The sequence below is a fragment of the Actinotignum sp. usb-actsch-213 genome (assembly GCF_059085665.1).
In genome coordinates this window covers 22,773-46,639 of the sequence record NZ_JBHNSQ010000006.1, presented here as the reverse complement: position 1 = coordinate 46,639, position 23,867 = coordinate 22,773, and the positions used below count along the sequence as shown (strand labels likewise).

The 23,867-nt window shown below is 57.4% G+C and carries 20 protein-coding genes; 17 read left to right on the top strand and 3 right to left on the bottom strand.

Annotated features, from left to right (window positions below):
• Positions 1-61: 61 nt before the first annotated feature.
• On the bottom strand, positions 62-1,441 hold the full coding sequence (locus tag AC5RK6_RS00705) for a sugar porter family MFS transporter (protein ID WP_320755949.1): 1,380 nt from the start codon (positions 1,439-1,441) through the stop codon (positions 62-64).
• A gap of 212 nt (positions 1,442-1,653) precedes the next feature.
• Positions 1,654-2,682, bottom strand: a complete 1,029-nt coding sequence (locus AC5RK6_RS00700) for a LacI family DNA-binding transcriptional regulator (RefSeq protein WP_320755948.1) — start codon at positions 2,680-2,682, stop codon at positions 1,654-1,656.
• 314 nt (positions 2,683-2,996) lie between these two features.
• Here AC5RK6_RS00700 and AC5RK6_RS00695 point away from each other — a divergent pair, with 314 nt between their 5' ends.
• The 3 genes from AC5RK6_RS00695 (at position 2,997) to araA (ending at position 6,937) form a co-directional block, all read left to right on the top strand.
• A complete protein-coding gene (locus AC5RK6_RS00695) occupies positions 2,997-4,655 on the top strand; it encodes a xylulokinase (RefSeq protein WP_320755955.1) in 1,659 nt (552 codons plus the stop codon).
• On the top strand, positions 4,652-5,347 hold the full coding sequence (locus tag AC5RK6_RS00690) for an L-ribulose-5-phosphate 4-epimerase (RefSeq protein WP_320755947.1): 696 nt from the start codon (positions 4,652-4,654) through the stop codon (positions 5,345-5,347). Before AC5RK6_RS00695 ends, AC5RK6_RS00690 begins: the two co-directional genes overlap by 4 nt.
• 75 nt (positions 5,348-5,422) lie before the next feature.
• Positions 5,423-6,937, top strand: a complete 1,515-nt coding sequence (gene araA / locus AC5RK6_RS00685; RefSeq protein WP_320755946.1) for an L-arabinose isomerase — start codon at positions 5,423-5,425, stop codon at positions 6,935-6,937.
• Between the two features lie 238 nt (positions 6,938-7,175).
• Here the strand turns inward: araA and AC5RK6_RS00680 are convergent, their stop codons facing one another.
• Positions 7,176-7,949, bottom strand: coding sequence for a DeoR/GlpR family DNA-binding transcription regulator (locus tag AC5RK6_RS00680; protein ID WP_435716004.1), 774 nt, complete (start codon positions 7,947-7,949; stop codon positions 7,176-7,178).
• Positions 7,950-8,282: 333 nt separating this feature from the next.
• Here AC5RK6_RS00680 and AC5RK6_RS00675 point away from each other — a divergent pair, with 333 nt between their 5' ends.
• The 14 genes from AC5RK6_RS00675 (at position 8,283) to AC5RK6_RS00610 (ending at position 23,867) form a co-directional block, all read left to right on the top strand.
• On the top strand, positions 8,283-9,317 hold the full coding sequence (locus AC5RK6_RS00675) for an autoinducer 2 ABC transporter substrate-binding protein (protein ID WP_320755944.1): 1,035 nt from the start codon (positions 8,283-8,285) through the stop codon (positions 9,315-9,317).
• A 132-nt stretch (positions 9,318-9,449) separates the two neighbouring features.
• Positions 9,450-10,904: a sugar ABC transporter ATP-binding protein gene (locus tag AC5RK6_RS00670; RefSeq protein ID WP_320755943.1), complete on the top strand. Its 1,455-nt coding sequence runs from the start codon at positions 9,450-9,452 to the stop codon at positions 10,902-10,904.
• On the top strand, positions 10,901-11,950 hold the full coding sequence (locus AC5RK6_RS00665; RefSeq protein ID WP_274733482.1) for an ABC transporter permease: 1,050 nt from the start codon (positions 10,901-10,903) through the stop codon (positions 11,948-11,950). Before AC5RK6_RS00670 ends, AC5RK6_RS00665 begins: the two co-directional genes overlap by 4 nt.
• Positions 11,947-13,017, top strand: coding sequence for an ABC transporter permease (locus AC5RK6_RS00660; protein ID WP_320757938.1), 1,071 nt, complete (start codon positions 11,947-11,949; stop codon positions 13,015-13,017). The genes AC5RK6_RS00665 and AC5RK6_RS00660 overlap by 4 nt, the downstream gene beginning before the upstream one ends.
• A 26-nt stretch (positions 13,018-13,043) precedes the next feature.
• On the top strand, positions 13,044-14,051 hold the full coding sequence (locus AC5RK6_RS00655; protein WP_026428449.1) for a dihydroxyacetone kinase subunit DhaK: 1,008 nt from the start codon (positions 13,044-13,046) through the stop codon (positions 14,049-14,051).
• Positions 14,051-14,698 carry a DAK2 domain-containing protein gene (locus AC5RK6_RS00650; protein ID WP_320755941.1) on the top strand — a complete coding sequence of 216 codons (648 nt, stop codon included), beginning with the start codon at positions 14,051-14,053 and terminating at the stop codon, positions 14,696-14,698. The genes AC5RK6_RS00655 and AC5RK6_RS00650 overlap by 1 nt, the downstream gene beginning before the upstream one ends.
• Before the next feature lie 289 nt (positions 14,699-14,987).
• Positions 14,988-15,968: a mevalonate kinase gene (gene mvk, locus AC5RK6_RS00645; RefSeq protein ID WP_016442369.1), complete on the top strand. Its 981-nt coding sequence runs from the start codon at positions 14,988-14,990 to the stop codon at positions 15,966-15,968.
• The gene (gene mvaD, locus AC5RK6_RS00640; protein WP_320755940.1) at positions 15,965-16,939 is read left to right on the top strand and encodes a diphosphomevalonate decarboxylase; all 975 of its coding nucleotides are present in this window, start codon (positions 15,965-15,967) and stop codon (positions 16,937-16,939) included. The genes mvk and mvaD overlap by 4 nt, the downstream gene beginning before the upstream one ends.
• Positions 16,936-18,039, top strand: coding sequence for a phosphomevalonate kinase (locus AC5RK6_RS00635; protein ID WP_320757939.1), 1,104 nt, complete (start codon positions 16,936-16,938; stop codon positions 18,037-18,039). Before mvaD ends, AC5RK6_RS00635 begins: the two co-directional genes overlap by 4 nt.
• Complete coding sequence (gene fni / locus AC5RK6_RS00630; protein ID WP_320757940.1) at positions 18,036-19,181, top strand: type 2 isopentenyl-diphosphate Delta-isomerase; 1,146 nt, start codon at positions 18,036-18,038, stop codon at positions 19,179-19,181. The genes AC5RK6_RS00635 and fni overlap by 4 nt, the downstream gene beginning before the upstream one ends.
• A gap of 1,336 nt (positions 19,182-20,517) precedes the next feature.
• Complete coding sequence (locus AC5RK6_RS00625; RefSeq protein WP_016442376.1) at positions 20,518-21,441, top strand: transporter substrate-binding domain-containing protein; 924 nt, start codon at positions 20,518-20,520, stop codon at positions 21,439-21,441.
• A 95-nt stretch (positions 21,442-21,536) separates the two neighbouring features.
• Complete coding sequence (locus tag AC5RK6_RS00620) at positions 21,537-22,196, top strand: amino acid ABC transporter permease (RefSeq protein ID WP_320757941.1); 660 nt, start codon at positions 21,537-21,539, stop codon at positions 22,194-22,196.
• Entirely contained in the window at positions 22,180-22,977 is a 798-nt protein-coding gene (locus tag AC5RK6_RS00615) for an amino acid ABC transporter permease (protein WP_320757942.1), read from the top strand. The genes AC5RK6_RS00620 and AC5RK6_RS00615 overlap by 17 nt, the downstream gene beginning before the upstream one ends.
• On the top strand, positions 22,974-23,867 hold the full coding sequence (locus AC5RK6_RS00610) for an amino acid ABC transporter ATP-binding protein (protein WP_435730877.1): 894 nt from the start codon (positions 22,974-22,976) through the stop codon (positions 23,865-23,867). The genes AC5RK6_RS00615 and AC5RK6_RS00610 overlap by 4 nt, the downstream gene beginning before the upstream one ends.

Below are 23,867 nucleotides of genomic sequence, written 5' to 3'. Positions count from 1 at the left end.
CTACTGCCAGTATGGGTGAGATTAGTCTCACTGCTAGGCAGGCGGTTTTACACAGGCAAATTTAGCGGCTGTGCTGGACTGTTGATTCATTTTCGATCTCTTCGAGCGACTTACCACGGGTCTCGGGGACGCAGAATCGCACGAAGAGAACACCAAAGACGCAGATAATTCCAAAGACGAGGAACACATATTCCTGCGCCATCTTGGCGGTCATAATCGGGAAGATGAGACCAACGACAAAAGATCCGATCCAGTTGAAGGAAGAAGCTAGTCCGGATGCCCGGCCGCGCACGGCCAAGGGGAAGATCTCGCCGACGAGAACCCAGGTCAACGGCGCCCAGGTAAATGAATAGAACGCAACGTACAAGCTCAGGAACGCGACGATGATCATGGGATGCGCACCTGGCGCGATCCAGTTAATGACGGCCGGCATGATGAACGAGAGCGCCATGAGCGTGCCACCCAGCGTGAGAAGGGTACGGCGGTTAAACCGCTCCGCGATGGCGATGAATACCAGGGAACCGGCGACCAAGATCACGCCTTGCACGATTGCCCACATTAACGCATCAGAAGCGGCCACTCCCGTAGCTTCTTCGACAATGAGCGGAATGTAGTAGAAGATCGCATTGGCACCTTGGAACTGCTGGAACGCCGCGACACCAACGCCGGCCATGACGAGGTAACGATAACGCGAGCTGAATAGCGTTCCCCAGCTCGAAGCTGCTGCATTAGCGCTTTCGATGGTTGCGGTATTCTTGATTTGCTCAATTTCCGCGTCGATTTCGTCGGCGTTGCGAACGTAGCTAAGGACTTGCCGTGCTTCTTCGATTTTTCCGCGGCGGACAAGGAAGCGGGGCGATTCGGGAAGGCGTAAGACACCGAAGAAAAGGATGACTGCGGGGACTGCTGCCGCGGTGAGCATAAGCCGCCAGGCGAGAGAGTGTTCCAGCCCCTTGAGTAAGTAATCCACGATGTAGGACAGGAGCATTCCAGAAACGATCATCGTCTGGTTCAATCCTGAGAGATTGCCGCGCAATTTAGCCGGGGCGAGCTCGGACATGTATGCCGGGACAAGTGCGGAGGCCGCGCCGACCGCGAGTCCCAAGAGAATCCGCATGATGATGAGGTAAACGGCGCCTTCATCCGGTGCGATACCGCAGAGGATTGAGCCCACACAGAAGATAACGGCAGCGGCGAGAATCATATTGCGGCGGCCAAATCGATCTGAAAGTTGACCGGCCAAAGCTCCACCAAAAATGGCACCAAACATAACGCCGGAGGTAATCCATCCCACGATAGAAGCGGAATCGGCCAGTTCCCAATCTGTAAGGAGGAATGGCAAAGCGCCGGTCATAACGCCTATGTCATATCCAAAGAGAATCCCGCCGAATGCTCCGAAGAAATAAATGAAGCGTCCAGAAATCTTTTTATCTGTAGTCATAACAGTCCCTCCGAGACTACGCAGTCTCCCTACGTCCCGCTCATGTCTTATGGCGAGAGGAATGCAGAATGTTAGCGCTAACGTCTACGCTGGTTTCAGCCTAAGAGAGTAGGGGATGCTTCGTCAAGGGCTTAAGGTCTTTTGGCGTAACGGAGGCTAGCTATCGTCGGTCCGCGTCGAGCAGTATTGATTCGGACTCCGTTTCGCATTGATTAGTCCGTCTGGGATACTACCGATGAAGTGGAGTCCCGCACGATGAGTCGTGCGGGAACCGGAGAAACATCGGGTTCTTTCCCGGAAATCAGGTCCAGGACTGCGTCGATGACGCGTTGGCCGAGCGTGGCGAAGTCCTGGCCGACTGTAGTGAGCGCCGGGGTGTAGTACTCTGTTCCGGATACGTTATCGAATCCGACCACTGATATATCTCGTGGGACGTTTATGCCACATTTATGCAAGGCTGCCAGGAGTCCTAGAGCCATCTCGTCATTTGCGGAAAAGACCGCGGTGGGGCGGTTTGCTGGTTCTTGGGTGGCGAGAGCGATTCCTGCTTGGAAGCCTGATTTGGCGCTCCAATCCCCTTCGGTTTCCTGGATTTTCACTCCGAGTTCGCTTGCCTGCGAAAGCGCGGCGCGACGCCGAAGTTGGGCATCTGTCCAGTCCTCGGGGCCGTTGAGGAGGAGGATGTGGTTGTGGCCAAGCTGAGCCAGGTGGCGGATAGCCGCCCGGGCGCCACCGCTTTGATCAACGCTCAAGGCTGATAGTGAATCAGTGCCTTCGACTTCGGGGCCGACCATGATGATGGGGACGTTGTTCTCAAATTGTTCGGCATAGCGTGACATGGATTCCCGTGCGGCAATAACAATAATGGCGTCAACTGAGCGTTCGAGGAATTGGTCGATGACTTCGCCGAATTCCTTCTCGTTGGCAGTGCGGATGGTGCCAAGCAGTGTGGTGTAGCCATGGTGGCGTGCGGCTTGTTCGAGGGAGGCGAGGGTGTGGGTGGGGCCGAAGAGGAAGGAGCCAACGGCGATAACCCCGATGAGGAAGGATTGGTTGGTGGCTAGAGTGCGTGCGGAGTTGTTCCTGCGGTAGCCGAGTGTGGTGATAGCGTCCTGGACGCGCTGGCGTGTTTCTGGGCGAACCCCGGGGAAATCGTTGACCACGCGGGAAACGGTTTGGTGAGAGACTCCCGCGATTTGGGCAACTTCTGCCATTGATGGCGCCCGTTTGATCTGAGCCACGAGGTTCTCCTTCGCATGTTGATAGGTGAATTCGCCATTACTGGTCGTGTCTTACGTTGTCACCCCGGCAGGCGGGGTGACGTCCGAAGATCAATGGAATGGCGAGTAATCGCACTTATGCAGTTTATATCGCCGCCAGAGTATTATCGCCCTTGCTATTTTTGAGTGTGCGACGTTAGACTAGCCGCAAGATGTTAGCGATAACATTCAGTGGTGGCAGATAGATGACACCCCGGATAGGCTCGTGCTGGATTTACTTGTGTGAAGTAAATCCGTAGACAATCTCGACTGCGTACTCGAAGGAGAGTGGCGTGATGGAACAACGTGATACCCAGGACTTGTTGCGTGGTGGCAAGGTTGGGCTTGGTATTGAGCTTGGTTCTACCAGGATTAAAGCGTGTGCTGTGTTGCCTGATGGGCGTCAGATCGCGCAGGGTGTTTTTGCTTGGGAGAACCATTTCAAGGATGGGCATTGGACGTACCCGCTTGCTTCTGTGTGGGAGGGGATTGCGGGTGCTTACGCGATGCTTGCTGGTGAGTGTGAGCGGAAATTTGGGGTGCGGCCACAGCGGTTTGTGGCTATTGGTATTTCAGCGATGATGCATGGATACCTCGCCTTTGATAAAAACGATCAGCTCTTGGTTCCTTTCCGGACCTGGCGGGATACCACGACGGGGCGGGCAGCACAAAAGCTGACGGGTCTTTTCGGTGTGACGGTGCCGTTGCGGTGGTCGATTTCTCACTATTATCAAGCCCTCCTCGATAAGGAAGAACATGTTGACCGGGTTGCGTTTTTGACGACGCTTGCGGGTTATGTGCATTGGCGCTTGACTGGTGAGAAAGTATTGGGTGTTGGAGATGCTTCGGGAATGTTTCCTATCACCGGCAGCGAGGATGCAGGCAAGGCAGATAGGCCTGGTTATGACCGGCGGTGTTTGGGCTTGTTTGAGGACGCGACCGGTGTTGATGTAGCGGGCTTGTTGCCACGTGTTTTGGTTGCCGGTGAGGTGGCCGGTGTGCTCACTGCTGAGGGTGCTCGGCTTCTTGACCCGTCTGGAGTGCTCCAGCCTGGTATTCGTTTTGCTCCACCGGAGGGGGATGCGGGTACGGGCATGGTTGCAACGAACGCGGTGCGCCCGCGCACGGGGAATGTTTCGGTTGGTACGTCTATTTTCTTGATGGCTGTCCTTGAGCAAGCGCTTACTTCTGCTCACCCGGAGATTGATCCTGTTACTACTCCGGTGGGTGATCCGGTGGCGATGGTGCATTGTAATAACGGTGCTGATGAACTGGCCCGCTGGGTAGAGTTGTTCGCTCAGGTCGCTCGCAAACTCGATGCCCCGAATGCGAGTCTCGACGCCGTGTATGCAGCAGTCTTGAGTGCAGCACTTGAAGGAGAAACAGACGCGGGGGGCGTTCTCGCTTTTAATAACCTGGCCGGTGAACCTATCGTGAGGTTGGATGAGGGTCGCCCGGTAGTTACCCGCTCCCCGGGAGCTGCCTTGACTTTGGGTAATTTCATGCGTGCCCAGGTGTATTCCACGTTCGCTGCCCTGGCACTAGGATTGCGGGTTTTGGATGGTGAGAATGCTGGGCTGGATGTTTTGTGTGCTCATGGGGGAGTGTTCAGAACGAAATTAGTCATGCAACGCCTGCTGGCCGCGGCGACCGGTACCCCGATTACTGTGCGTGAGGGTGCGGCTGAGGGTGGTGCGTGGGGGATGGCGTTACTGGCCTTGTTTACCGCGCGTGGGGGTGGGAACCTTGCTGATTTCCTGGACGAAGAAATATTTGCTTCTTCTACTGCTTCCACGATTGCACCCGCGCGGGCTGAGGTAGAAGGCTTTGCCAGGTTCCTTGGCCTGTACGAGAAAGGTTTGCCGATAGTGGGCACGGCGGTAGGTAATCTTCCGGCCTGGATGCCCGCAAGCGAGGACGATCTGGTGGTTGATAAGGAAGGGGACCTGTCATGAAACAGTTTTCGAGTGATGTGAGAGAGAAAATCGCGGTGACCCGCAAGGTTGTTAGTGATTTGCATGGTGAGTTGATTCGCTGGAATTTGGTGGTGTGGACGGCGGGGAATGTGTCCCAGAGAGTCGTTGTGGGGGAGGAGCCAAGCCTGGATGATTTGTTGGTTATTAAGCCGTCTGGGGTGCGGTATCACGAGCTTAGTCCGGAGAAAATGGTTGTCTGTGATCTAGAAGGAAACCTTGTCGAGGGGGATTATGCGCCGTCGTCGGATACCGCGGCTCATGCTTATGTGTATGCGCATATGCCCGAGGTTGGGGGGATTGTTCATACGCATTCGACGTATGCGACGGCGTGGGCGGCGCGTGGGGAAGAGATTCCTTGTGTGTTGACGATGATGGCTGATGAGTTCGGGGGTCCGGTCCCGGTTGGGCCTTTCGCAGTTATTGGTGATGATTCGATTGGGCGTGGGATTGTGGCGACGCTCCAGGGTTCGCGTTCGCCTGCGGTGTTGATGCAGAATCATGGGCCTTTCACTATCGGGGTGACAGCGGAGGCTGCGGTGAAGGCTGCTGCGATGGTTGAGGAAGTAGCGAAGACGGTGCATGTGGCTAGGAGTTTGGGAGAGCCTGTTGTGATCGCGGGGGAGGATATTGATCGGTTGTATGACCGCTATACCAACATCTACGGACAGTAAACCTGGCAAATAAATCGTGGCAAGGAACTACGAAAGAGTTTTTAACCAATACCAATCAGATACAAAGGAGTAACGATGAAGAATCCCTTCGATAACAAAGAGATCTGGTTCCTGACCGGGAGCCAATTCCTCTACGGTCCGGAGACCTTGGATCAGGTGGCATCCCAGTCGCAAACCATTGCGAATACGCTCAATGATTCACCGGATATCCCAGTGAAAATCGTGTGGAAACCAGTTTTGACAACATCCGAGGATATTCTCCGTACTTTCCTTGAAGCCGGCGCGAACGATAATGTTGTTGGGGTTATCGCCTGGATGCATACTTTCTCCCCGGCAAAGATGTGGGTACGCGGCCTGGAAGCATCCCGTAAGCCGCTCCTGCACTTGCATACCCAGATTGACAAGGTCATGCCTTGGGAACGCATGGATATGGACTTCATGAATCTCAACCAGGCCGCCCACGGGGACCGCGAATTCGGATACATCCTCACCCGTATGGGGGTGGCTCGAACAACAGTGGTCGGCCACTACACCGATAAGGAAGTCCATGAAGAAGTCGGCACCTGGGTGCGAGCCGCGGTGGGCTGGAACGAAGCACAACGCCTGCGGGTGGTGCGTTTCGGGGATAATATGCGCAACGTCGCGGTGACCGAAGGCGATAAGACCGAAGCGGAAATCCGTTTCGGTACCTCGATTAATACCTGGGGTATCAACGAGCTAGTCGAAGCCATCGATAAGGTCAGCGAATCCGATGTAGACGAACTCATTGAGGAATACCTTGATTCGTATGATGTTGATCCACAGTTGCGTCCGGGCGGGGAACGCGCCGAGTCGCTCCGGTATGGCGCTCGCCAGGAAATCGCATTGCGGGCCTTCCTGGAAGAAGCAGGTGCTGGCGCGTTCACCGATACTTTCGAAGACCTAGGAGCTTTGAAGCAGCTTCCCGGCCTTGCCGTGCAGCGTTTGATGGCCGACGGGTATGGCTTTGGTGCTGAAGGCGACTGGAAGACCGCTGTTCTCGTGCGCCTGGCGAAGGTTATGGGGTACGGGCTTGCGGGTGGTGCTTCTCTTATGGAGGACTACTCCTATAACTTGGTTCGTGGGCAGGAAAAAATTCTTGGTGCCCACATGCTCGAGGTATGCCCGAGTATTACGAACGACAAGCCGAGGCTGGAGATCCACGAGCTCGGTATTGGTGGTAAGGAGGACCCGGTTCGGCTAGTCTTCACTGCTTCTCCGGCTGAAGGCGTTGTTATCGCGATGTCGGATGTGCGAGATCGTTTCCGTTTGGTCGCGAATAAGGTGAAGGTTGTTGAGCCGGATAAGCCCCTGCCTAATCTCCCTGTTGCGCGGGCAGTATGGCAACCTCTTCCGGATTTCCAAACCTCAACTCGTTGCTGGCTGGAGACGGGTGCGGCCCACCATACCGCGCTTACCACCCAGGTCGGTATCGATGTGTGGCGTGCCTTCGCGAAGATCGCGGGTGTCGAGCTCGCGGTGATCGATGAGAACACCAAGTACAACTCCTTTAGCGAACACCTGCGCTGGAACTCGGTCTACTACCGAATCGAACAAAATCTGCAGGCGTAGCACATAGTCAAAGTAACGGCGGGCGGGCGGAAATGTTCGCCCGCCGTTTTCTGCAGAGATGAGATGAGTCGAAGCTACAAACTGGTGAGCACCTGACTCCATTGAGTCGCGTCAGGAAGTCGGGTTTCGTGTTATGTGGTGGGAAATATGAAGTGCCATGGTGAGCATTTTTATCCATACTTCACCATGGCCGTTCGTTGTCCGTGCTCATATCTGTGGCGGGCTCGGCCTCATCACCCTATTTCTCGTTTTCGGGTGAATCCTTTCCGTCATTTCGGAGAGGGAAGGGCGCGCGAATAAGTGGAATCGGATAAGAAGCCGCTTTGAGCGGATCCATGAGAGCATCCGTGATGCCAGCAGTAAAGCTTTCCAAACCTAGAACTTTGTAAAGCGCTTCGCGCCCAAACTTAGTCGAATCTGCGACGAAGAATGCTTCTGACGCGATGGACCGAATTTTCCGCAGAAGTTCGAGATTGTAGCTGGAATTTCCGTAGACTCCATTTTCCATCACCGAGCTTGCCCCAAAAACGGCAACGTTAACTCGGATGCGATCCAGCTGGTCCACGGCAACGGGACCCCACATATGAGTTTTCATGGGCAGGAGATCTCCGCCGATGAAAACCAGATTGAGGGATGGCTTTTTGAGGATTTCCATTCCGACCAGGAGGTCGTGGGTAACGACGGTCAGATTTCTATGTTGCAGTGCTTTCGCGACTTCCAGGCAGGTGCTTCCCGTGTCAATGAAAACCGTTTGCCCCTCGAGAAGCCTTTCGGCCATTGCGGGGCCAATAGCGCGTTTCTCTCGCAAGTGAGCAATGGGGATATCGTCGTCAGAATCATCCATGGCAGGTAGCGCGCCCCCGTGCGTGCGTTGTATTTTGCCATGTTCGGAAAGCCAGTCAAGGTCACGGCGAATTGTCGACACATTAACGTGAAAACGTTTTGCGAGCGAAGCGACTGATTGAAAACCCGTGTCTTGGAGAATTCGCAGGATCTGGTCTCGTCGACCCATAGCGCCTCCTAAAATGAATGGTGAGGTGCTAAAAACTCCATTTCCGCGCACCTCGCTTATGTTTTAACGTTTTTTAACGGGAACGTACCGCCACGCGGAGGAAGTAGTACGTCGTATCTATCATATCCGCCCTAACGGTACGGAAACGGATCACGTCGATAATTCTACAGGAAAACGAACTATTACGTGCACGAAATCGCGCAATAAAAAGCTGGTAACGGGCAAAAAGCTGTTGTAATATGACAACCGTGCGCAGTGGTGCGCGCATCGATTGAGGTCATAAAGGCGTGATCCGTTGGAATCAAGTGATTCCACCAAAATTAGGAGGTGCACATGAAGCTCCGTACATGTCTCGCAATGCTTGCCACGGGCAGTCTGTTCTTGTCCGCTTGTGGCTCGGTTGGCGGAGCGGGGAATAATTCTGGAGGGAATGCCGGTGCTGGCTCCCCGGATAACAAGACGATGGTCACCGTTGTCAAGGTGAAGGGAATCGCTTGGTTTGATCGCATGGATGAAGGTGTCGTCGAGTGGGGTAAGGAAAACGGTTACGATACCCGCACCGAAGGTGGCGACGACGTCAGTCCTGAGAAACAAATCCAGGTGATCCAGGACCTGATTGCGCAGAAACCCGCTGCGATCACCGTCGTTCCGAATTCCCCCGAAGCTCTATCAGCTGTTTTGGCGCAGGCTAAGCAGCAAGGAATTAAGGTGGTCGCCCACGAAGCCACCGGGATTCAGAATGTTGATATTGACATCGAAGCCTTCGATAACGTGAGCTACGGCGAACAGATCATGGAAAACATCGGGCAATGCACCGGTGGCGAAGGCAAGTACGTTCAGTTCGTTGGCGGGCTGACGGCTAAGACTCATATGGAATGGGTTGAGGCTGCCTATAAGTACCAGCAGGAGAAGTTCCCGAATATGCAGCGCGTCGAGACTCCTATCGAGAGTACCGACAACGAAACCGCCGCATACGAAAAGGCTAAGGAAATTCTTGGTAAGTACCCGGATATCAAGGCGTTCCAGGGCTCTGCGGGTAATGACGTGCCCGGAATCGCGCGCGCGGTAGAGGAAGCTGGTCTTCAGGACAAGGTGTGCGTGATGGGAACGTCCATTCCTTCCGCTGCCTCGAAGTACCTTGCTAACGGCTCTATTGACAAGATTTTCTTCTGGGATCCCGCTCTTGCTGGTAAGGCCCAGCTTGAAATTGCCAAGCGGCTCGCGAATGGCGAAACCATTGAAACGGGTACCGATCTGGGCATTGAGGGATATCGCTCCCTCAAGAAGCTCGAAGGGTACGACAACGTTTGGGTTGGTGATGCCTCAATCGAGGCCGATGCCGAGAAGGCTAAACAGTTCAAGTTCTAGAAGTTAATCGAATTGGTCGCGGGCCGAAGTTTCTTCGGGAAGTTACTTCGGCCTGCGACCTCACTAGGAGGAGTGTACGTGAACACTTCAGCTCAGTCTGATGCTTCTTATTTCTTAGAGGCAAGAGACATAGTGAAGACCTTCGATGGCGTTACTGCACTCGCCGGTGTCTCGTTGAAAGTGAAATCCGGTGAAGTACTGTGTTTGGCTGGCGAGAACGGTTGCGGTAAATCCACTCTTATCAAGGTCATTTCTGGAGTTCTCTCACCCGATAGCGGGCAGATTGTTGTCGAAGGGCATTCGTACAGCAAGCTGACACCGCTCGAGGTGATGGAGTTGGGAATCCAGGTTATTTATCAAGATTTCTCGCTCTTCCCCAATCTTTCAGTTGCGGAAAACATTGTCGTAACCCGCTCGGTATCGAAGCGTAGGAAGATCTTTAACCGGTCATCCGCTCGGGCTCGAGCCAAAGAAGTTATCGACAGCCTGAAGGTTCACCTCGATCTCGATGCCGAAGTGGAGTCTTTGTCCGTTGCGGATCGCCAGCTGACGGCAATTTGTCGAGCGCTGTGTTCGGATGCCCGGTTGCTCATCATGGATGAACCAACCACGGCATTGACGCAACGCGAGGTGAAGAGACTCTTTGCGGTGGTGGAGAATCTGCGCTCCCAGGGCGTTGCGTTAGTCTTCGTATCGCACAAGCTTGATGAAGTAACTCAGATCGCATCCAGGATTTCCATTATGCGATCCGGTGCGAACGTCGTCGAAAGCGCCGTCGAGGATTTCGATAACGAGAAAATCGCCGAATACATGACCGGCAAGACCCTCGATGTTTCCCGGCATGTGGTTACTCCCAAAGAAGGCGAACCGATGCTGCGGGTTCGCGGGTTGTCGTCGCCGGGCCGGCTCGCGGATATTTCCTTCGACGTGCGCGCCGGGGAGATCGTCGGTTTCACGGGTCTTCTTGGTTCCGGGCGTTCCGAGATCGCCGAAGCTCTCTTCGGCATTCTTCCCCATGACTCCGGGGAGATTTCGGTTGAGGGGAAGCCTGTAAAAATCACCTCGATTCAGGATTCCCTCAAAGCCCAGATCGGATATGTTCCTGAAGACCGACTCACGGAGGGCCTCTTCCTAGATAAACCCATTTCCGACAATATGATCGCGGCGTCGATTGATCGCCACACATCGAAGACAGGAACTCTTCAGAAAAAAGATATTCGCGAAACGATTGGCCAATACTTCAAGTCCTTGAAGATCAAGGCTCCGAATGTTGCGGCCCCGGTTCGATCACTTTCGGGTGGTAACGCACAACGCGTCGTCGTAGCGAAATGGCTTGCGCGGGAGCCAAAGGTTCTTATACTCAACGGCCCAACGGTCGGCGTGGACGTTGGTTCCAAGGCTGAGATCCTTCAGATTTTGCGCGAACAGGCGGAAAACGGAATCGCGATCATCATTATTTCCGACGACGCGCCAGAACTCGTTGCGTGTTGTAACCGCGTATTTATTACGACGGCGGGGCGCATCAGCAGCGAGCTCGTAGGCGATGAGGTGACGGTTGAGACGATCAGAGAGCGAGTAGTCGCATGAGAAAACAAATAACACGAGCGGGTAAAACTCCGATCTGGTCGCAGCTACGGGGCCAGAATAACGAGGGCATTCTCCTTGCTGTTCTCATCGTCCTCGTCGTCGTGATGTCAATTGTGAGTAGGGATTTCCTGCAAATCTCAACACTCTTCGCGATTATCAGATCGTCGATTGTTCCACTCATCTTCGCGCTCGGCGTTCTGCTCGTTATTATCTCGGGCGGGATTGACGTGTCCTTCGCGGCGATTGCGGTCTTCTCCGCCTATGCGACGGTGACTGCGCAGCTGACCTTTGCGGTGGATTTCGGTCTGATTGGTTCTTTCCTCTTCGCGATGGTGCTCGGAACCTTGCTGGGGCTCGTCAACGGTTACATCATCTCGAAATTCCGGCTCCCAACTCTCATCGTAACCCTAGGCACGCAGGGCATTTTCCAAGGTGTCCTCATGACTTATGTGGGCTCGCGGTATATTGCCGATCTTCCTGCGGGAATGGCAAGTGCCTCCACGGTTAACCTTGTTACCCTGCCTACTGCAAATGGCGTGGCGTTACTCCACGTCATGATTATTCCGGCGGTGGTACTCACTCTGGCGGTTAGCTGGCTCCTGAACAGAACCATGTTCGGACGGTTTATCTACGCCATTGGTGGTGACGAAGAATCCGCGCGGCGAGCAGGTATTAACGTCAAGAGTGTTCAGATGCGGGTGTACATGATCGTTGGCGTGATGGCCGCGATCGGGGGCGTTATCTACATGGTTATGGGGCGCTCCGCCAGTCCGAAAGAACTCATCGGCGGTGAGCTCGATATTATCGCCGCTGTTGTTCTGGGCGGCGCGTCAATCTTTGGTGGATACGGATCGGTCAAGGGCACCGTTCTCGGCGTGCTGCTGGTGCAGCTCATCAATAACTCCCTCATCCTCGTGGGTGTTCCAAGTGCGTGGCAGCGTGCAGCGGTCGGTGTTCTCCTCATCGTGGGTGTGAGCATCCAGGCCATCTCCGCTAAGCGCGCGCGGAAACAGGTTGGTGTTCTTCCGGAAGAGACAGTGAAATGATGACAGAAGTTAAGGATCCGACGAATAAGCTTTCGTCGCTCAATGAAAAGATCGACCGGTCAACAAAGAGATTTCACTCGACGTTCCGTATGAACCGATCTACCACTCAGATGCTATTGCTGCTGGTGGGAACCTTTGCGGTATTTGCTATTGCGAACCCGGAAACGTTCCTTTCCCTGGTGAACGTCCAGAATATGGCTCTTGCCGTTCCAGAAATTGGGCTGCTGTCCATTGCGATGATGATTTCTATGGTGACGGGTGGAATCGATCTTTCGCTGGTGTCCATCGCAAACCTCACCGCGATCACTATCTCAACGACGTTCACGGCGGTGGCGAATAGTGATCCAGCTATGGCTGAGAATCTGGGGATTCTCATTATCTTGCTCGGAATTTTGGTTGGTGTGGCAGCTGGTGCTTTCAATGGGTTCCTCATTGCGAAGATCGGAGTAACTCCGATTCTGGCAACACTGGGGACAATGCAGATCTTCAACGGTCTGGCGGTGGTGTGGACTGGCGGTAAAACGCTGTACGGCTCACCGAGCGCACTAACAGCTTTCGGGGTCAGTGCGGTTGCCGGCATACCTACATTGTTCTTTGTTTTCCTTGCCGTTGCCTTGGTTGTAGGGTTCTTGCTCAATCGTACACCTCTGGGCCTGCGCCTTGAACTGCAGGGCGCCAATCCGGTTGCGGCGCGTTATTCCGGAATCAAATCAAGCACGTTGCTGATGCGCAGCTATGTGCTGACCGGATTCATCGGTGCTTTAGCGGGCGTTGTGTTCATCGCGCGTAACCCAACTGCCTCAGCAGATTACGGCGCTTCCTACGTCCTACTCGTCATCGTGATCGCGGTGCTCGGTGGAACGAATCCTTCGGGTGGCTACGCCACAGTCTTCGGAGTTTTCCTGGCGGCCCTCACTCTTCAGATTGTGCGTTCTGGCTTTACCGCTATGCGGTTATCGCCATTCCAGTACGCGATTGCTCAGGGCGTCATTCTGGTTGCTGTATTGGTCATAGACAAAATCGACTGGAGGAAAGTTTTCCGTAGATCAACCCCTAAGAAAGTTTAAGTCCCCTTCCAACACAAAGGATTATCATGAAAAAGATTATTAATGATCCGAATAAGTTTGTCGATGAAATGGTCGAAGGCATCCTTTTAGCTGCGCCGGAAGACCTGAAGACCCCGGGCGATGATCTGCGAATTCTCGTGCGTGCAGATGCGCCAGTCGCCGGGCAGGTAGGAATTGTTACGGGCGGCGGCTCGGGCCATCTACCGCTTTTCAAAGGGTACGTCGGCAAGGGGCTGTGTTCGGGCGTAGCCATCGGCAACGTTTTCTCCTCCCCATCCTCGCAGCAATGCTACGAAGCAGCGAAGGCCGTAGACGGCGGTAAAGGTGTGCTCTTCCTGTATGGAAATTACGGAGGAGACGTCTTTAACTTCGATCTTGCTACCGATTTAGCTGAGCTTGACGATATCGAGATTAAAACGGTGCTCGGTCGCGACGACGTCGCTTCCCAGCCGAAAGAAAAGGCTGAAGACCGCCGCGGTGTTGCGGGAATCTTCTTCGCCTACAAGACCGCGGGAGCCTCGGCCGAACGTGGCGATGACCTTGAGACAGTCGCCGCAATCGCGGAGAAGACGGTGTCCCGGACCGCAACTATGGGTGTGGGGCTGTCTCCCACGATTCTTCCCACAACGGGCGAACCGAGTTTCGACCTCCCCGATGGGGAAATGGAAATGGGAATCGGGATCCATGGTGAACCGGGAATTCGGCGTGAACCGCTCCGTACCGCTGACGAAATCGCCGATGAAATTCTCGAGGCTATTGTCGCGGATCTGGAGATCACAGCGGGTGATCGGGTAGCCGTTCTCGTCAATGGCTTGGGAGCAACTCCCTTGGAAGAACTCTATGTTCTCTATCGCCGCGTGCATCAGCAGCTGACGGCCAAGGATGTTGTGATCGAACGCAAGTACATCGGCGAATACGCAACCAGTTTGGAGATGGCAGGAGCATCGATTTCACTCCTCAAGCTCGATGATGAAATTCTCGAGCTCCTCGACGCGCCTGCGCACTCGCCCTTCTTCGAACAAAAGGAACACTAATGAAAACTCCCGAACTTATCTCCACTATCAAAGAAGCATTGGGTTTGCTTATCAATTCTGCGGATGAATTAAGGGATCTTGATCAGCTGCTAGGCGACGGCGATTTGGGTATTACGATTTCGGCCGGTGCCAATGCCGTCATTGGCGCACTGGAATCGGCAGATCCCAATCAGAAGCCTTCGCAGGTGACACGAACCTGCGCCAAGGCTTTCGCGAATGCGAACCCATCCACTATGGCTGCGCTCGTTGCCGGTGGGCTTCTCGCTGGATCGAAGATCTGGGGCGATAAAGAAGAGATCTCGCGAACCGATGCTGAAGCATTCATGCGTGCTGCTGCGGAGAGTATCGCTCAACGCGGAAAGAGCAAGGTGGGGGACAAGACGATCCTCGATGCCATTGTTCCGGCGTGCGATGCGGTGCGCGATTGCCCGGAAGATGCGGATGCTACGGACGCAGCGATTAAAGCTGCTGCCGAAGCTGTTGTCACAACCCGTGATTTGCAATCGCGCCGCGGCCGCGCATCCTGGCTGCAGGACCGCTCAATCGGGCTTCAAGATCCGGGAGCTACAGCCTTCCTGAGGCTTTTGGAAGCCTGGCGTGATGCCATCGCCGGGGAAGTTTCCGAGCCTTTGGCACGCATGCAATAAACATACGAGTGCGGTGGGGGCGGAGCGATTGTCGTTCTGCCCCCACTTTTTCGATGCCAGATATCCGTGCCTTCTCTAGTAGAAACTCATTTGATCAACGCGTTCTCCACATAAACAAGGTGGAGCCTTACCCCGCGTGAAAGAGTGCGGAAAACGTGGCGCGCGCTATCCTCACCGTCACGCCACCAAATTCTCGGTACCATAGGGGAATGACCAGCGCGGAGCCGTGCCCCGCGCAGCAGGGCAAGTACAGGTAGGCCGCTCGCGGCCGTGACAAGGAGCCGCACAGTTGAGCCAATCGCAATCCTTCGCGTTCGATACCCAAACCCGTATCCCCAAGGTACGAATCGGGGTCGGTCGCGCGCACGGCAAGGCGATCCTATTCGGCGAACACGCCGTGGTTTACGGGGCCCCGGCAATTTCTCTCCCTGTTCATGTGCTTCCCGTTATCGCCAATGCCACCATCACCACCGGCGAATCCACGATTAGTTCCGAGCTTTATCGCGGTCCGGCCGCCTCCGCCCCGGAGCGCCTGAGTCCCGTGGTCGCCGCTATTGATGCCGGGCTCGATTTCGTGGCCCCGGGCAGCTCCGCCCACGTCACGATTTATTCCGATATTCCTTATGAGCGCGGGCTCGGCTCCTCGGCCGCGGTCGCTGCCGCGATTGTTTCGGCCATTGCCGACGCCGCGGGGGTGCGCCTTTCACCCGCCGAGCGTTTCCTCCTCATCCAGGTAGCCGAACGGGTGGCCCACGGTCGCCCCTCCGGCATGGATGCCCACGGCGTCGTCGCCGATACTGTTATTAAATTCCAGCGGCCGGACGTCACTCCGCTGATCGTGGCGCGCCCCCTTCACGTGGTGATCGGTGATTCTGGAGTGCCCGGCGCCACCCGGCAGGCTGTCGGCTCGGTGCGGGAGCTGCGTGAACAGTTCCCGGCGAAAGTGGAGACCCTGGTCGCGCGGCTGGCCGGATACGCGGCGGACGCGGAAATGCAGCTCGCGACGGGGGATTGGGCGAGCATGGGGGAAAATATGTGGCGCGCCCACGCGACCCTCGCGCAGCTCGGCGTCTCCTCCCCGGAACTCGATACTCTTGTAAACGCTGCTCACAGTGCCGGGGCGCTCGGTGCAAAGATGACCGGCGGCGGGATTGGCGGGTGCGTCATCGCCCTGGCAGAGAACAGTGCTCACGCGAAAGACATCGCCGCGGCGCTGAGCGCAGCGGGCGCGGCAAACGCCTGGTCCACCTGGGTGGAGGCCAGCAAATGAGCACCGCGCGCGCCCACCCGAATATCGCCCTCATCAAATATTGGGGGAAAGCGGATGACGAGCTCATGCTTCCCGCCGCACCTTCTGTTTCCCTCACCCTCGATATTTTTCCGACGACGACGACAGCCCGCCTCGCCCCCACCGCCCAGCGTGACCGACTCATTCTCAACGGCCAAGAAGCGAGCGAAAAGGCGCTTCGCCGGGTAGAGCGGGTGCTCGATGTTATCCGCGAACAGGCCGGGCGCAGCGAAAAACTGCTGGTCATCAGCGATAACGAAGCGCCGACCGGCGCCGGAATGGCCTCCTCGGCTTCCGGATTCGCGGCCCTGGCGCTCGCGGCCGCCACGGAATACGGGATGGATGTGAACACCGCTCACCTCTCTCGCCTTGCTCGGCGCGGTTCGGGATCGGCTTCGCGTTCGGTTATTAGCGGGGTGGCGCTCTGGCATGCCGGAACGGATGAAGAATCGTTCGCTGAGGAGATTCCGGCACCGCCGCTGGCCATGGTCTCGGTCGTACTCAACACTGCTCACAAGAAAATTACTTCCCGGGAAGCGATGGTCACCACCCGCGCTACCTCGCCGTACTACCGCGGCTGGGTGGAATCCACTCGCGATATGGCCGCGCAGATGGTGGAAGCCTGTAAGGCGGGGGATATGCGGCGCATCGGTGAGCTTACCGAGCTCTCCGCGCTGCGCATGCACGCCTTGATTATGAGCTCCGAACCGCCCATTCATTACCTGACGTCCGCGTCCTGGCGCGTTTTTGAGCTGGCCCGCACCCTGCGCGGCGTGGGTTTGGATGTGTATGCCACCGCGGATGCCGGCCCGAATGTGGTGCTCCTGACCCGCCCCGAGCTCGCCGCCGAAGTGGCACGCCACGCCGAAGCCCTCGGCGAAGTAAACATTGCTCACGCGGGGAACGGTGCTTACCTTGTAGCGGAACCGGAGTCTCACCGGGAGGTGCTGTGAGCGAAGCAGATAGCTTGAGCGGAGCAGATACAGAGCAGGCCTCCGCGCGCATCCACGCCAATGCGCCGGGCAAGCTCTACATCGCGGGGGAGTACGCCGTGGTGGAAGCCGGCCGGCCGGCAATCCTTATCGCGGTGAACCGTTTTATTGACGTGGTCCTCACCCCTGCGGAAGGCTCCGGCCTGGTGCGTTCGCACGGCAACGGTTTCGCGCCGCTCTACTGGCGCCACGAAAATGCACTTCCCGTTTTTGATGATATTGGTTCCGATTACGCTGCCAATGCCATCCGCACCGTGGAAGCGCTGCGCAGCGAACGCGGCCTGGAGGCCCGCCACTACAACCTCGATATCACCTCCGGCCTGGTGGAAGAGGACGGCCGTAAATACGGCCTGGGTTCCTCAGCTGCGGTGACGGTGGCCATCGTGGATGTGCTCAATCGTTTTTACGATCTCAAACTCACCCTGGAGGAACGCTACAAGATCGCGCTGCTTTCCGTTCTGGAGCGGGCCCCGCGGGCTTCGGGCGGTGATATTGCTGCTTCCACCTACCGCGGCTGGGTCTACTACCGCTCCCCGGACCGCGCGGGCCTGAGCGAATACGCGCGCAGCCACAGCGTGACCGAGACCCTGAGCGCACCGGCCTGGGATCCATGGGCGGTGGAATCATTGCCCGCTCCCGCCCGCGAAGAACTCCTGGTTGGCTGGACCGGCCTGCCCGCCTCCACAGAGCACCTGGTTTCCGGGGTGCAGGCCCGCTCGCGCGGCGCCTATTTCCCCGGTTTCCTGGACGAATACGAGGACGTGGTGGAACGCCTGGCCACCCAATTGCGCACTGGGGGCCGCATCGGCGCGGAGATCACCGCCGCGCGCCGGCTCCTGCGCCAGCTGGGCGCCAGCTCGGGTATCACCATCGAAACCGAGCGCCTGACTCATTTATGCGACGTCGCCGCCGAGCTGGGGGGAGCTGCCAAATCGTCCGGAGCTGGCGGGGGTGACTGCGGGATTGCCCTGGTGGGAAGCGATGTGGATAAAGACGCGGTATATCGGGGTTGGTGCGCGGGCGGCGTCGAACCGCTGAACCTCGCGGTGGTGGAAGGATGAGCACGGTGAATGCTGCCGGCGCGGCTGAGGCTAGCGCTTCGCGCGGTATGGGCCATGGAGCCAGTGCGCAGCAGGACACTTCCCGGGCCGCGCGTAAAGATGAGCATGTGGCCCTCGCGCGGGCTCAGGAGATCCGCCGTAATGATTTTGATTGTGTGGCGCCGGTTCATCACGCGCTTGGCGCGTGCGACGTCGCCGCGGTGGACCTGTCCACGCAGGTCGGGACCTTCACGTGGCCGGTGCCTTTCTATATCAACGGGATGACCGGCGGGACGGAAGCGACCGGGCGCATTAATCGGGTGCTGGCGATCGCGGCGCGGGAAGTGGGCGTGCCGATGGCCAGCGGATCGGCCTCGGTGGCCCTCGATGATCCGGCTACGGCTTCCTCGTTTACTGTGATTCGGGAAGAAAATCCGCGCGGTTTCGTTATGGGCAATATTGGGGTGGGGCGCAGCGGCGCGGATGCTCGGCGCGTGGTGGAGCTTCTGGACGCGGATGCCCTCCAGCTGCATCTCAATGCGGGGCAAGAAATTGTTATGCCGGAAGGCGAGCGGGAGTTTTCCGGTTGGCGCGCCTCGGTGGAGGAAATCGTGGCGCAGGCCGGCGTGCCGGTGATCGTCAAAGAAGTGGGATTCGGGATTTCACGGGAAACGCAGTGTGTGCTCGCGGATCTTGGGGTGCAGGTGGTTGATGTTGGGGGAGTGGGCGGCACGGATTTCGCCCGCATTGAAAACTCCCGGCGGGAAGCACGTGAATATTCGTATTTAGCGGGCTTCGGGCAGTCTGCCGCGCTGTGCCTGCTTGAGGCGGAGGCGGGAAGTGGGCTTGATCTGCTGGCTTCGGGCGGGGTGCGCAATCCTTTGGATGTTGTCCGTTCGCTTATTTTGGGGGCGCGTGCGGCCGGCGTGGCTCGCCAATTCCTTGAGCTGGCAGTTCAGGGGGATGAAGCCGCTGTGACAGGTTTGCGTTCCTGGCGGGATCAGGTGCGCGCGCTGCTGGCGCTGCTCGGGGCGCAGACGGTCAGTGCGGCGCGGCAGTGCCAGGTGTTTATTACCGGGGAGCTGGCCGAACGGGCCCGGCTGCGCGGCGTCGATCTTGAGGCGTATGCGCGGCGTGGACCTGTGGCAGATAACGTGGCCTAGTAAATAGCTCGGTAAACAGAGCTGATCGCTCATCGCTTCTCACATCGGGCCTGAATCCGGATATAGTGGAGCAAAATGAAGGTGCGGATCCCGGTTCTGTCTAGGCGTTTGGTTTGGCTGGTTGTGAGCCGACGGATCCCGTGTGGAATACCTTGTTTGGGGAGGATGAGCGACGTGATTACGGGGAAGGAAGCGGTACGCCTCGCTGCTGAGCGTAAGCGTAAGTATTACCCGAGATATACGATTTATTCTCATGGGTGGTTGGAAGACGACGAGTATTATTGTCCTATTTTATTCGTTAAATATCCGTCAAAAGGGCCGCCCCGTTTTCTTGTGAACAAGCAGACCGGCGAGGTTGAGGAATTTCAATATCTTCCTAATCGACCTATTGCTGCTCGGTTGAAGGCAATGAAGCGAACTAAGTATTTGTTCCGTAGGGTGATTATTCGCCCTCGACGATTCCCTCGGCGGCGTGAAGATTAAAGCGGTTCGCATGCTTGTGTGAAGTGTGACGGGTCGTCAGATCCTGGACCGGAGAGGCGCCGCTTTGGACACAGAGTGTCGATGCTGACCTTCATGATTTTCCTTCCTAAAATGTATAAGAAGTAGAAGATGTATAAGATGTAAAAAGTAGTAAAGGTCGAGATTTGCGGATAAGGATTGCGACTGATCCGTTCAGATCAACAGGTAATTTGAGGGCCGTCATATCATCTTCTCTTTGACTCGTCCGTAGTGGATAGCGCTGAGCTACTCGTTTCCTGCGGTATTTTCCGGGAACTGTACTGCGCTCGTACGACACGTGAAGTACATCTGTGAAAAACATACCGTCTCCCGCAGGGGCTCCTGTGATTGTTGGGGTACGTGAGGTTACCGCGTCTGAGCGTTGTGTCTGTGTAGAACGACGCCGCACCGCAGTCGCACTTGACCTGCCCTAATAACCCCACTCCCGCACCGCCTTATGAGATGTCCCACAGGGGTGCTTCTCTTATCAACTGGATTTCTGCGCGATGAGCGCCTAACGTAATCCCCATGGCGAACAGGACCACTCAGATGCACACCGCGATGCGCGGTGCCTGCGTGCGTACCTGCATGTGCCCCATGTGTTGCATGTGTTGCTGTCGCTAGTTCGCCAGCGGAACCCGAAAAATTAGTTGCCCCATACTGAAGACCGGGCATTTTCGGATAAGCCAGCGCGGACAAGCGGTACCCCGGTGTTCAATTCCCGGGGACTAACACAAATGTGGATAATGCGATGTCCGCGGTGGCACGGCCTTGCGTTTCGTTCCCAAAATCCCGCATTATCCACGGTCAACCCAACACCAAGTAAGGAAGAACCGTGGCAATTGCACAAACCTCACGTATTCGTCGTCGCGTCCTGGGCGGGCTGTCCGCCCTGGCGGCGCTCACCATGGCCCTTACCGGGTGCTCCAGCCCGGATCTATCCGGCTCGGGTGACTCCGCCCCCGGTACCGCCGCGGGTACCGGGGCCGGTGCGGAGAGCGCCACCGTGGGGGCCCGCACCCCCGAACAGATCAAAGAAGCCGGCTCGATTCGCATCGGCACCTTCGCGGACAAGGCACCTTTTGGCTCGCTGGTCGGGAAAAACACCTACGAAGGCTACGACATAGTTTACGGTGAGCGCCTCGGCAAAGACCTGGGTGTCAAGGTCGAGTGGGTCCCGGTGGATGCCTCCTCGCGCGTGGAATTCCTCAAGTCCGGAAAAGTCGATATTATTCTCGCGAACTTCACGGTGACTCCCGAACGCGCCGCGCAGGTGGACTTCGCCAATCCCTACATGAAGGTCTCCTTCGGTGCCGTTTCCAGCGCGAAGGAGCCGGTGCGTTCGGAAGCGGAACTCGCGAATAAAAATATTATTATCGTCAAGGGCACCAGCCAGGATGCATGGATTACCGCGAACCACCCGGAATGGAAGGTGACTAAGTACGAGCAATACACCGAGGCCACCAATGCCCTTACCGACGGACGCGGGGACGTGTGGATCACGGACAACACCGAGGCCCTCGCCTTCACCGAACAGAACAAGGATTTCGTGACCGGAATTGCTTCCTTCGGGGAAGAATCCACCATCGCTGCCGCCGTGCAGCAGGGAAATACCGAGTTGCGCGACTGGATCAATAACAACCTCGTGGATCTTGGCAAGGAGAACTTCTTCCACAAGGACTTCGAGCAGACCCTCGCCCCGGTCTACGGCACCGCGATCTCTCCCGATGAACTCGTCATCGAGGGAGGGGCTCGCTAACAGTTCCCTCCTCCCTCACGCGCGGGCCGCCCGGCCTCAGCTAGCCGCCCGGGCGGCCCGCGCCGGGGGAGAGTGAACATCAAGCGAGGATACCTATGGATCTATCAGTACTGAGCGAAGCGTGGCCCCTGTACTTGCAGGCCATGCTCGTCACGCTCCGCATCGGCGCCATTGGCGTGGCCGCCTCCCTCCTCCTCGGCTGGGTGTGCGCGGCGCTCGCGCATTTCCGGGTGCCTATCGCGCGCCAGCTCGTGGCCATCTACATCGAGCTCTCGCGCAATACCCCGCTTCTTGTCCAGCTTTTCTTCCTCTATTTCGGCCTCCCGAAAATCGGCCTCACCCTCACCGGGGAAACCTGCGCGATTATCGGGCTGACCTTCCTGGGCGGCTCCTATATGGCCGAAGCTTTCCGCTCCGGCTTGGACTCGGTGCCGCGCATCCAGCGCGAATCCGCCCTCGCCCTCGGGCTCACCCGCCGCCAGGCCCTCACCCGGGTCCTCCTCCCGCAGGCCGTCGCCGTGGCGATGCCGGCACTCACCGCGAATATTATTTTCCTCATCAAGGAGACCTCGGTGGTGTACGTGGTTGCCGTTCCGGACCTCATGTACCTGGCCCGCGAACATATGGGCCTGCAATCCACCACGCAGGAAGCGCTGTTCCTCCTTACGGTGTGCTACACGATTATTCTGCTCCCCATCGCCCTCGGAGCACGCTGGCTGGAAGGGAGGATGCGCCGCTATGCTGCCGTTCGCTAACGTCACCCTCGCTTCTGTATCCGCATATGTTACGACGACGCACGGCGCGCTCGCGTCCCTGCCCGCTCGCTTCACCTCCGCACCCGCGCCCACCGTTCCGATTAGCGGCGGGGAAGGCTGGCGCCCACTCCTCGATCCGGAGAATCTTTCCCTCCTTTTCCAAGGTCTGTGGGTCTCGGTGCGCATCGCCCTCATCGCGATGGCGCTGTCCCTTGTATTTGGCACACTCCTGGGCCTGGTTATGGACGTGCGTTCGCGCCTGGTCCGTTTCCTCACCCGCGCCTACGTGGAGGTGCTGCGCATCATCCCGCAGGTGGTGCTCCTCTTCATCGTCTATTTCGATTCCACCCGTACCTTCCACCTCGATATGTCCGGCGAGCTCGCTGCGATTATCGTTTTCACCCTGTGGGGGACGGCGGAGATGGGGGACCTGGTGCGCGGCGCCATTGCCGCCGTACCCGCCCACCAATACGAATCGGCCCACGCGCTCGGGCTGTCCACTCGGCAGCTCCAGCGCCACGTGATTCTTCCGCAGGCGATCCGCCAGCTCATCCCCCTCACCGTCAATCTCACAACCCGCATGATTAAAACGACGGCGCTTGTTTCCCTCATCGGCGTCATCGAAATCCTCAAAGTTGCCCAGTCGATTATCGACCGGGAACGCTTCGACTACCCGGATGCCGCCCTGTGGATCTACGGCGCGGTCTTCCTCATCTACTTCGTGGTCTGCTACGCGATCTCCGCCTATTCACGCCACTTGGAAAGGAAACTAGCACTATGACAAGCCCGGCATATTCCCAGCCCCTCGACCCTGAACTCGCCTCCGACTCGCGCTCCCTAGGCACCACATCCGCTCCCGGCCAGCGCGCCCTAGGCGGCGCATCCGCCCCCAGCCCGCTCGCTTTGCGTGGCGCGGCCGGGCACGCACAAACGCTGCGTTTAGTGGACGTTGATAAAACCTACCCGAATGGCGTGCATGCCCTGCAAGGGGTCTCGCTTGAGGTGGCGCCTTCCGAAGTTGTTGTCGTCGTCGGCCCATCTGGATGCGGCAAATCTACGCTGCTGCGCACCATTAACGGACTGGAGGATATCCAATCCGGAAGCATTTCCTACGGTGAGCAGAACCTCGCGGAACCGGGCACGGACTGGACCGCGGCGCGCGCCCGCATCGGGATGGTTTTCCAGAATTACGAACTGTTCTCGCACCTGTCCGTCCTCGATAATCTGCTCCTGGCCCCGCGGGTGGTGCGCAAAGCGCCCGCCGGACCCACGCGTGAACGCGCCCTGGCACTGCTGGAACGAGTGGGGTTGGCGAACCGGGCCGATGCGCGCCCCAGTCAGCTTTCCGGCGGGCAAAAGCAGCGGGTGGCGATTGTGCGCGCGCTCATGATGGAGCCGGAGGTGCTGCTCCTGGACGAAATCACCGCCTCGCTGGACCCGGAGATGGTGCGCGAGGTACTCGACGTGGTCCTCGAGCTGGCCGGCGGCGGGATGACGATGCTGCTCGTCACCCACGAAATGAGTTTCGCGCGGGCGATCGCGGACCGCGTGGTCTTCATGGACGCCGGGAAAATCGTGGAAATCGATAGCCCCGAGCGCTTCTTCACCAGCCCCGCCTCGGAGCGCGCCCGTGCCTTCCTCAAGACATTCGTTTTTGAGCCGGTAGACTGA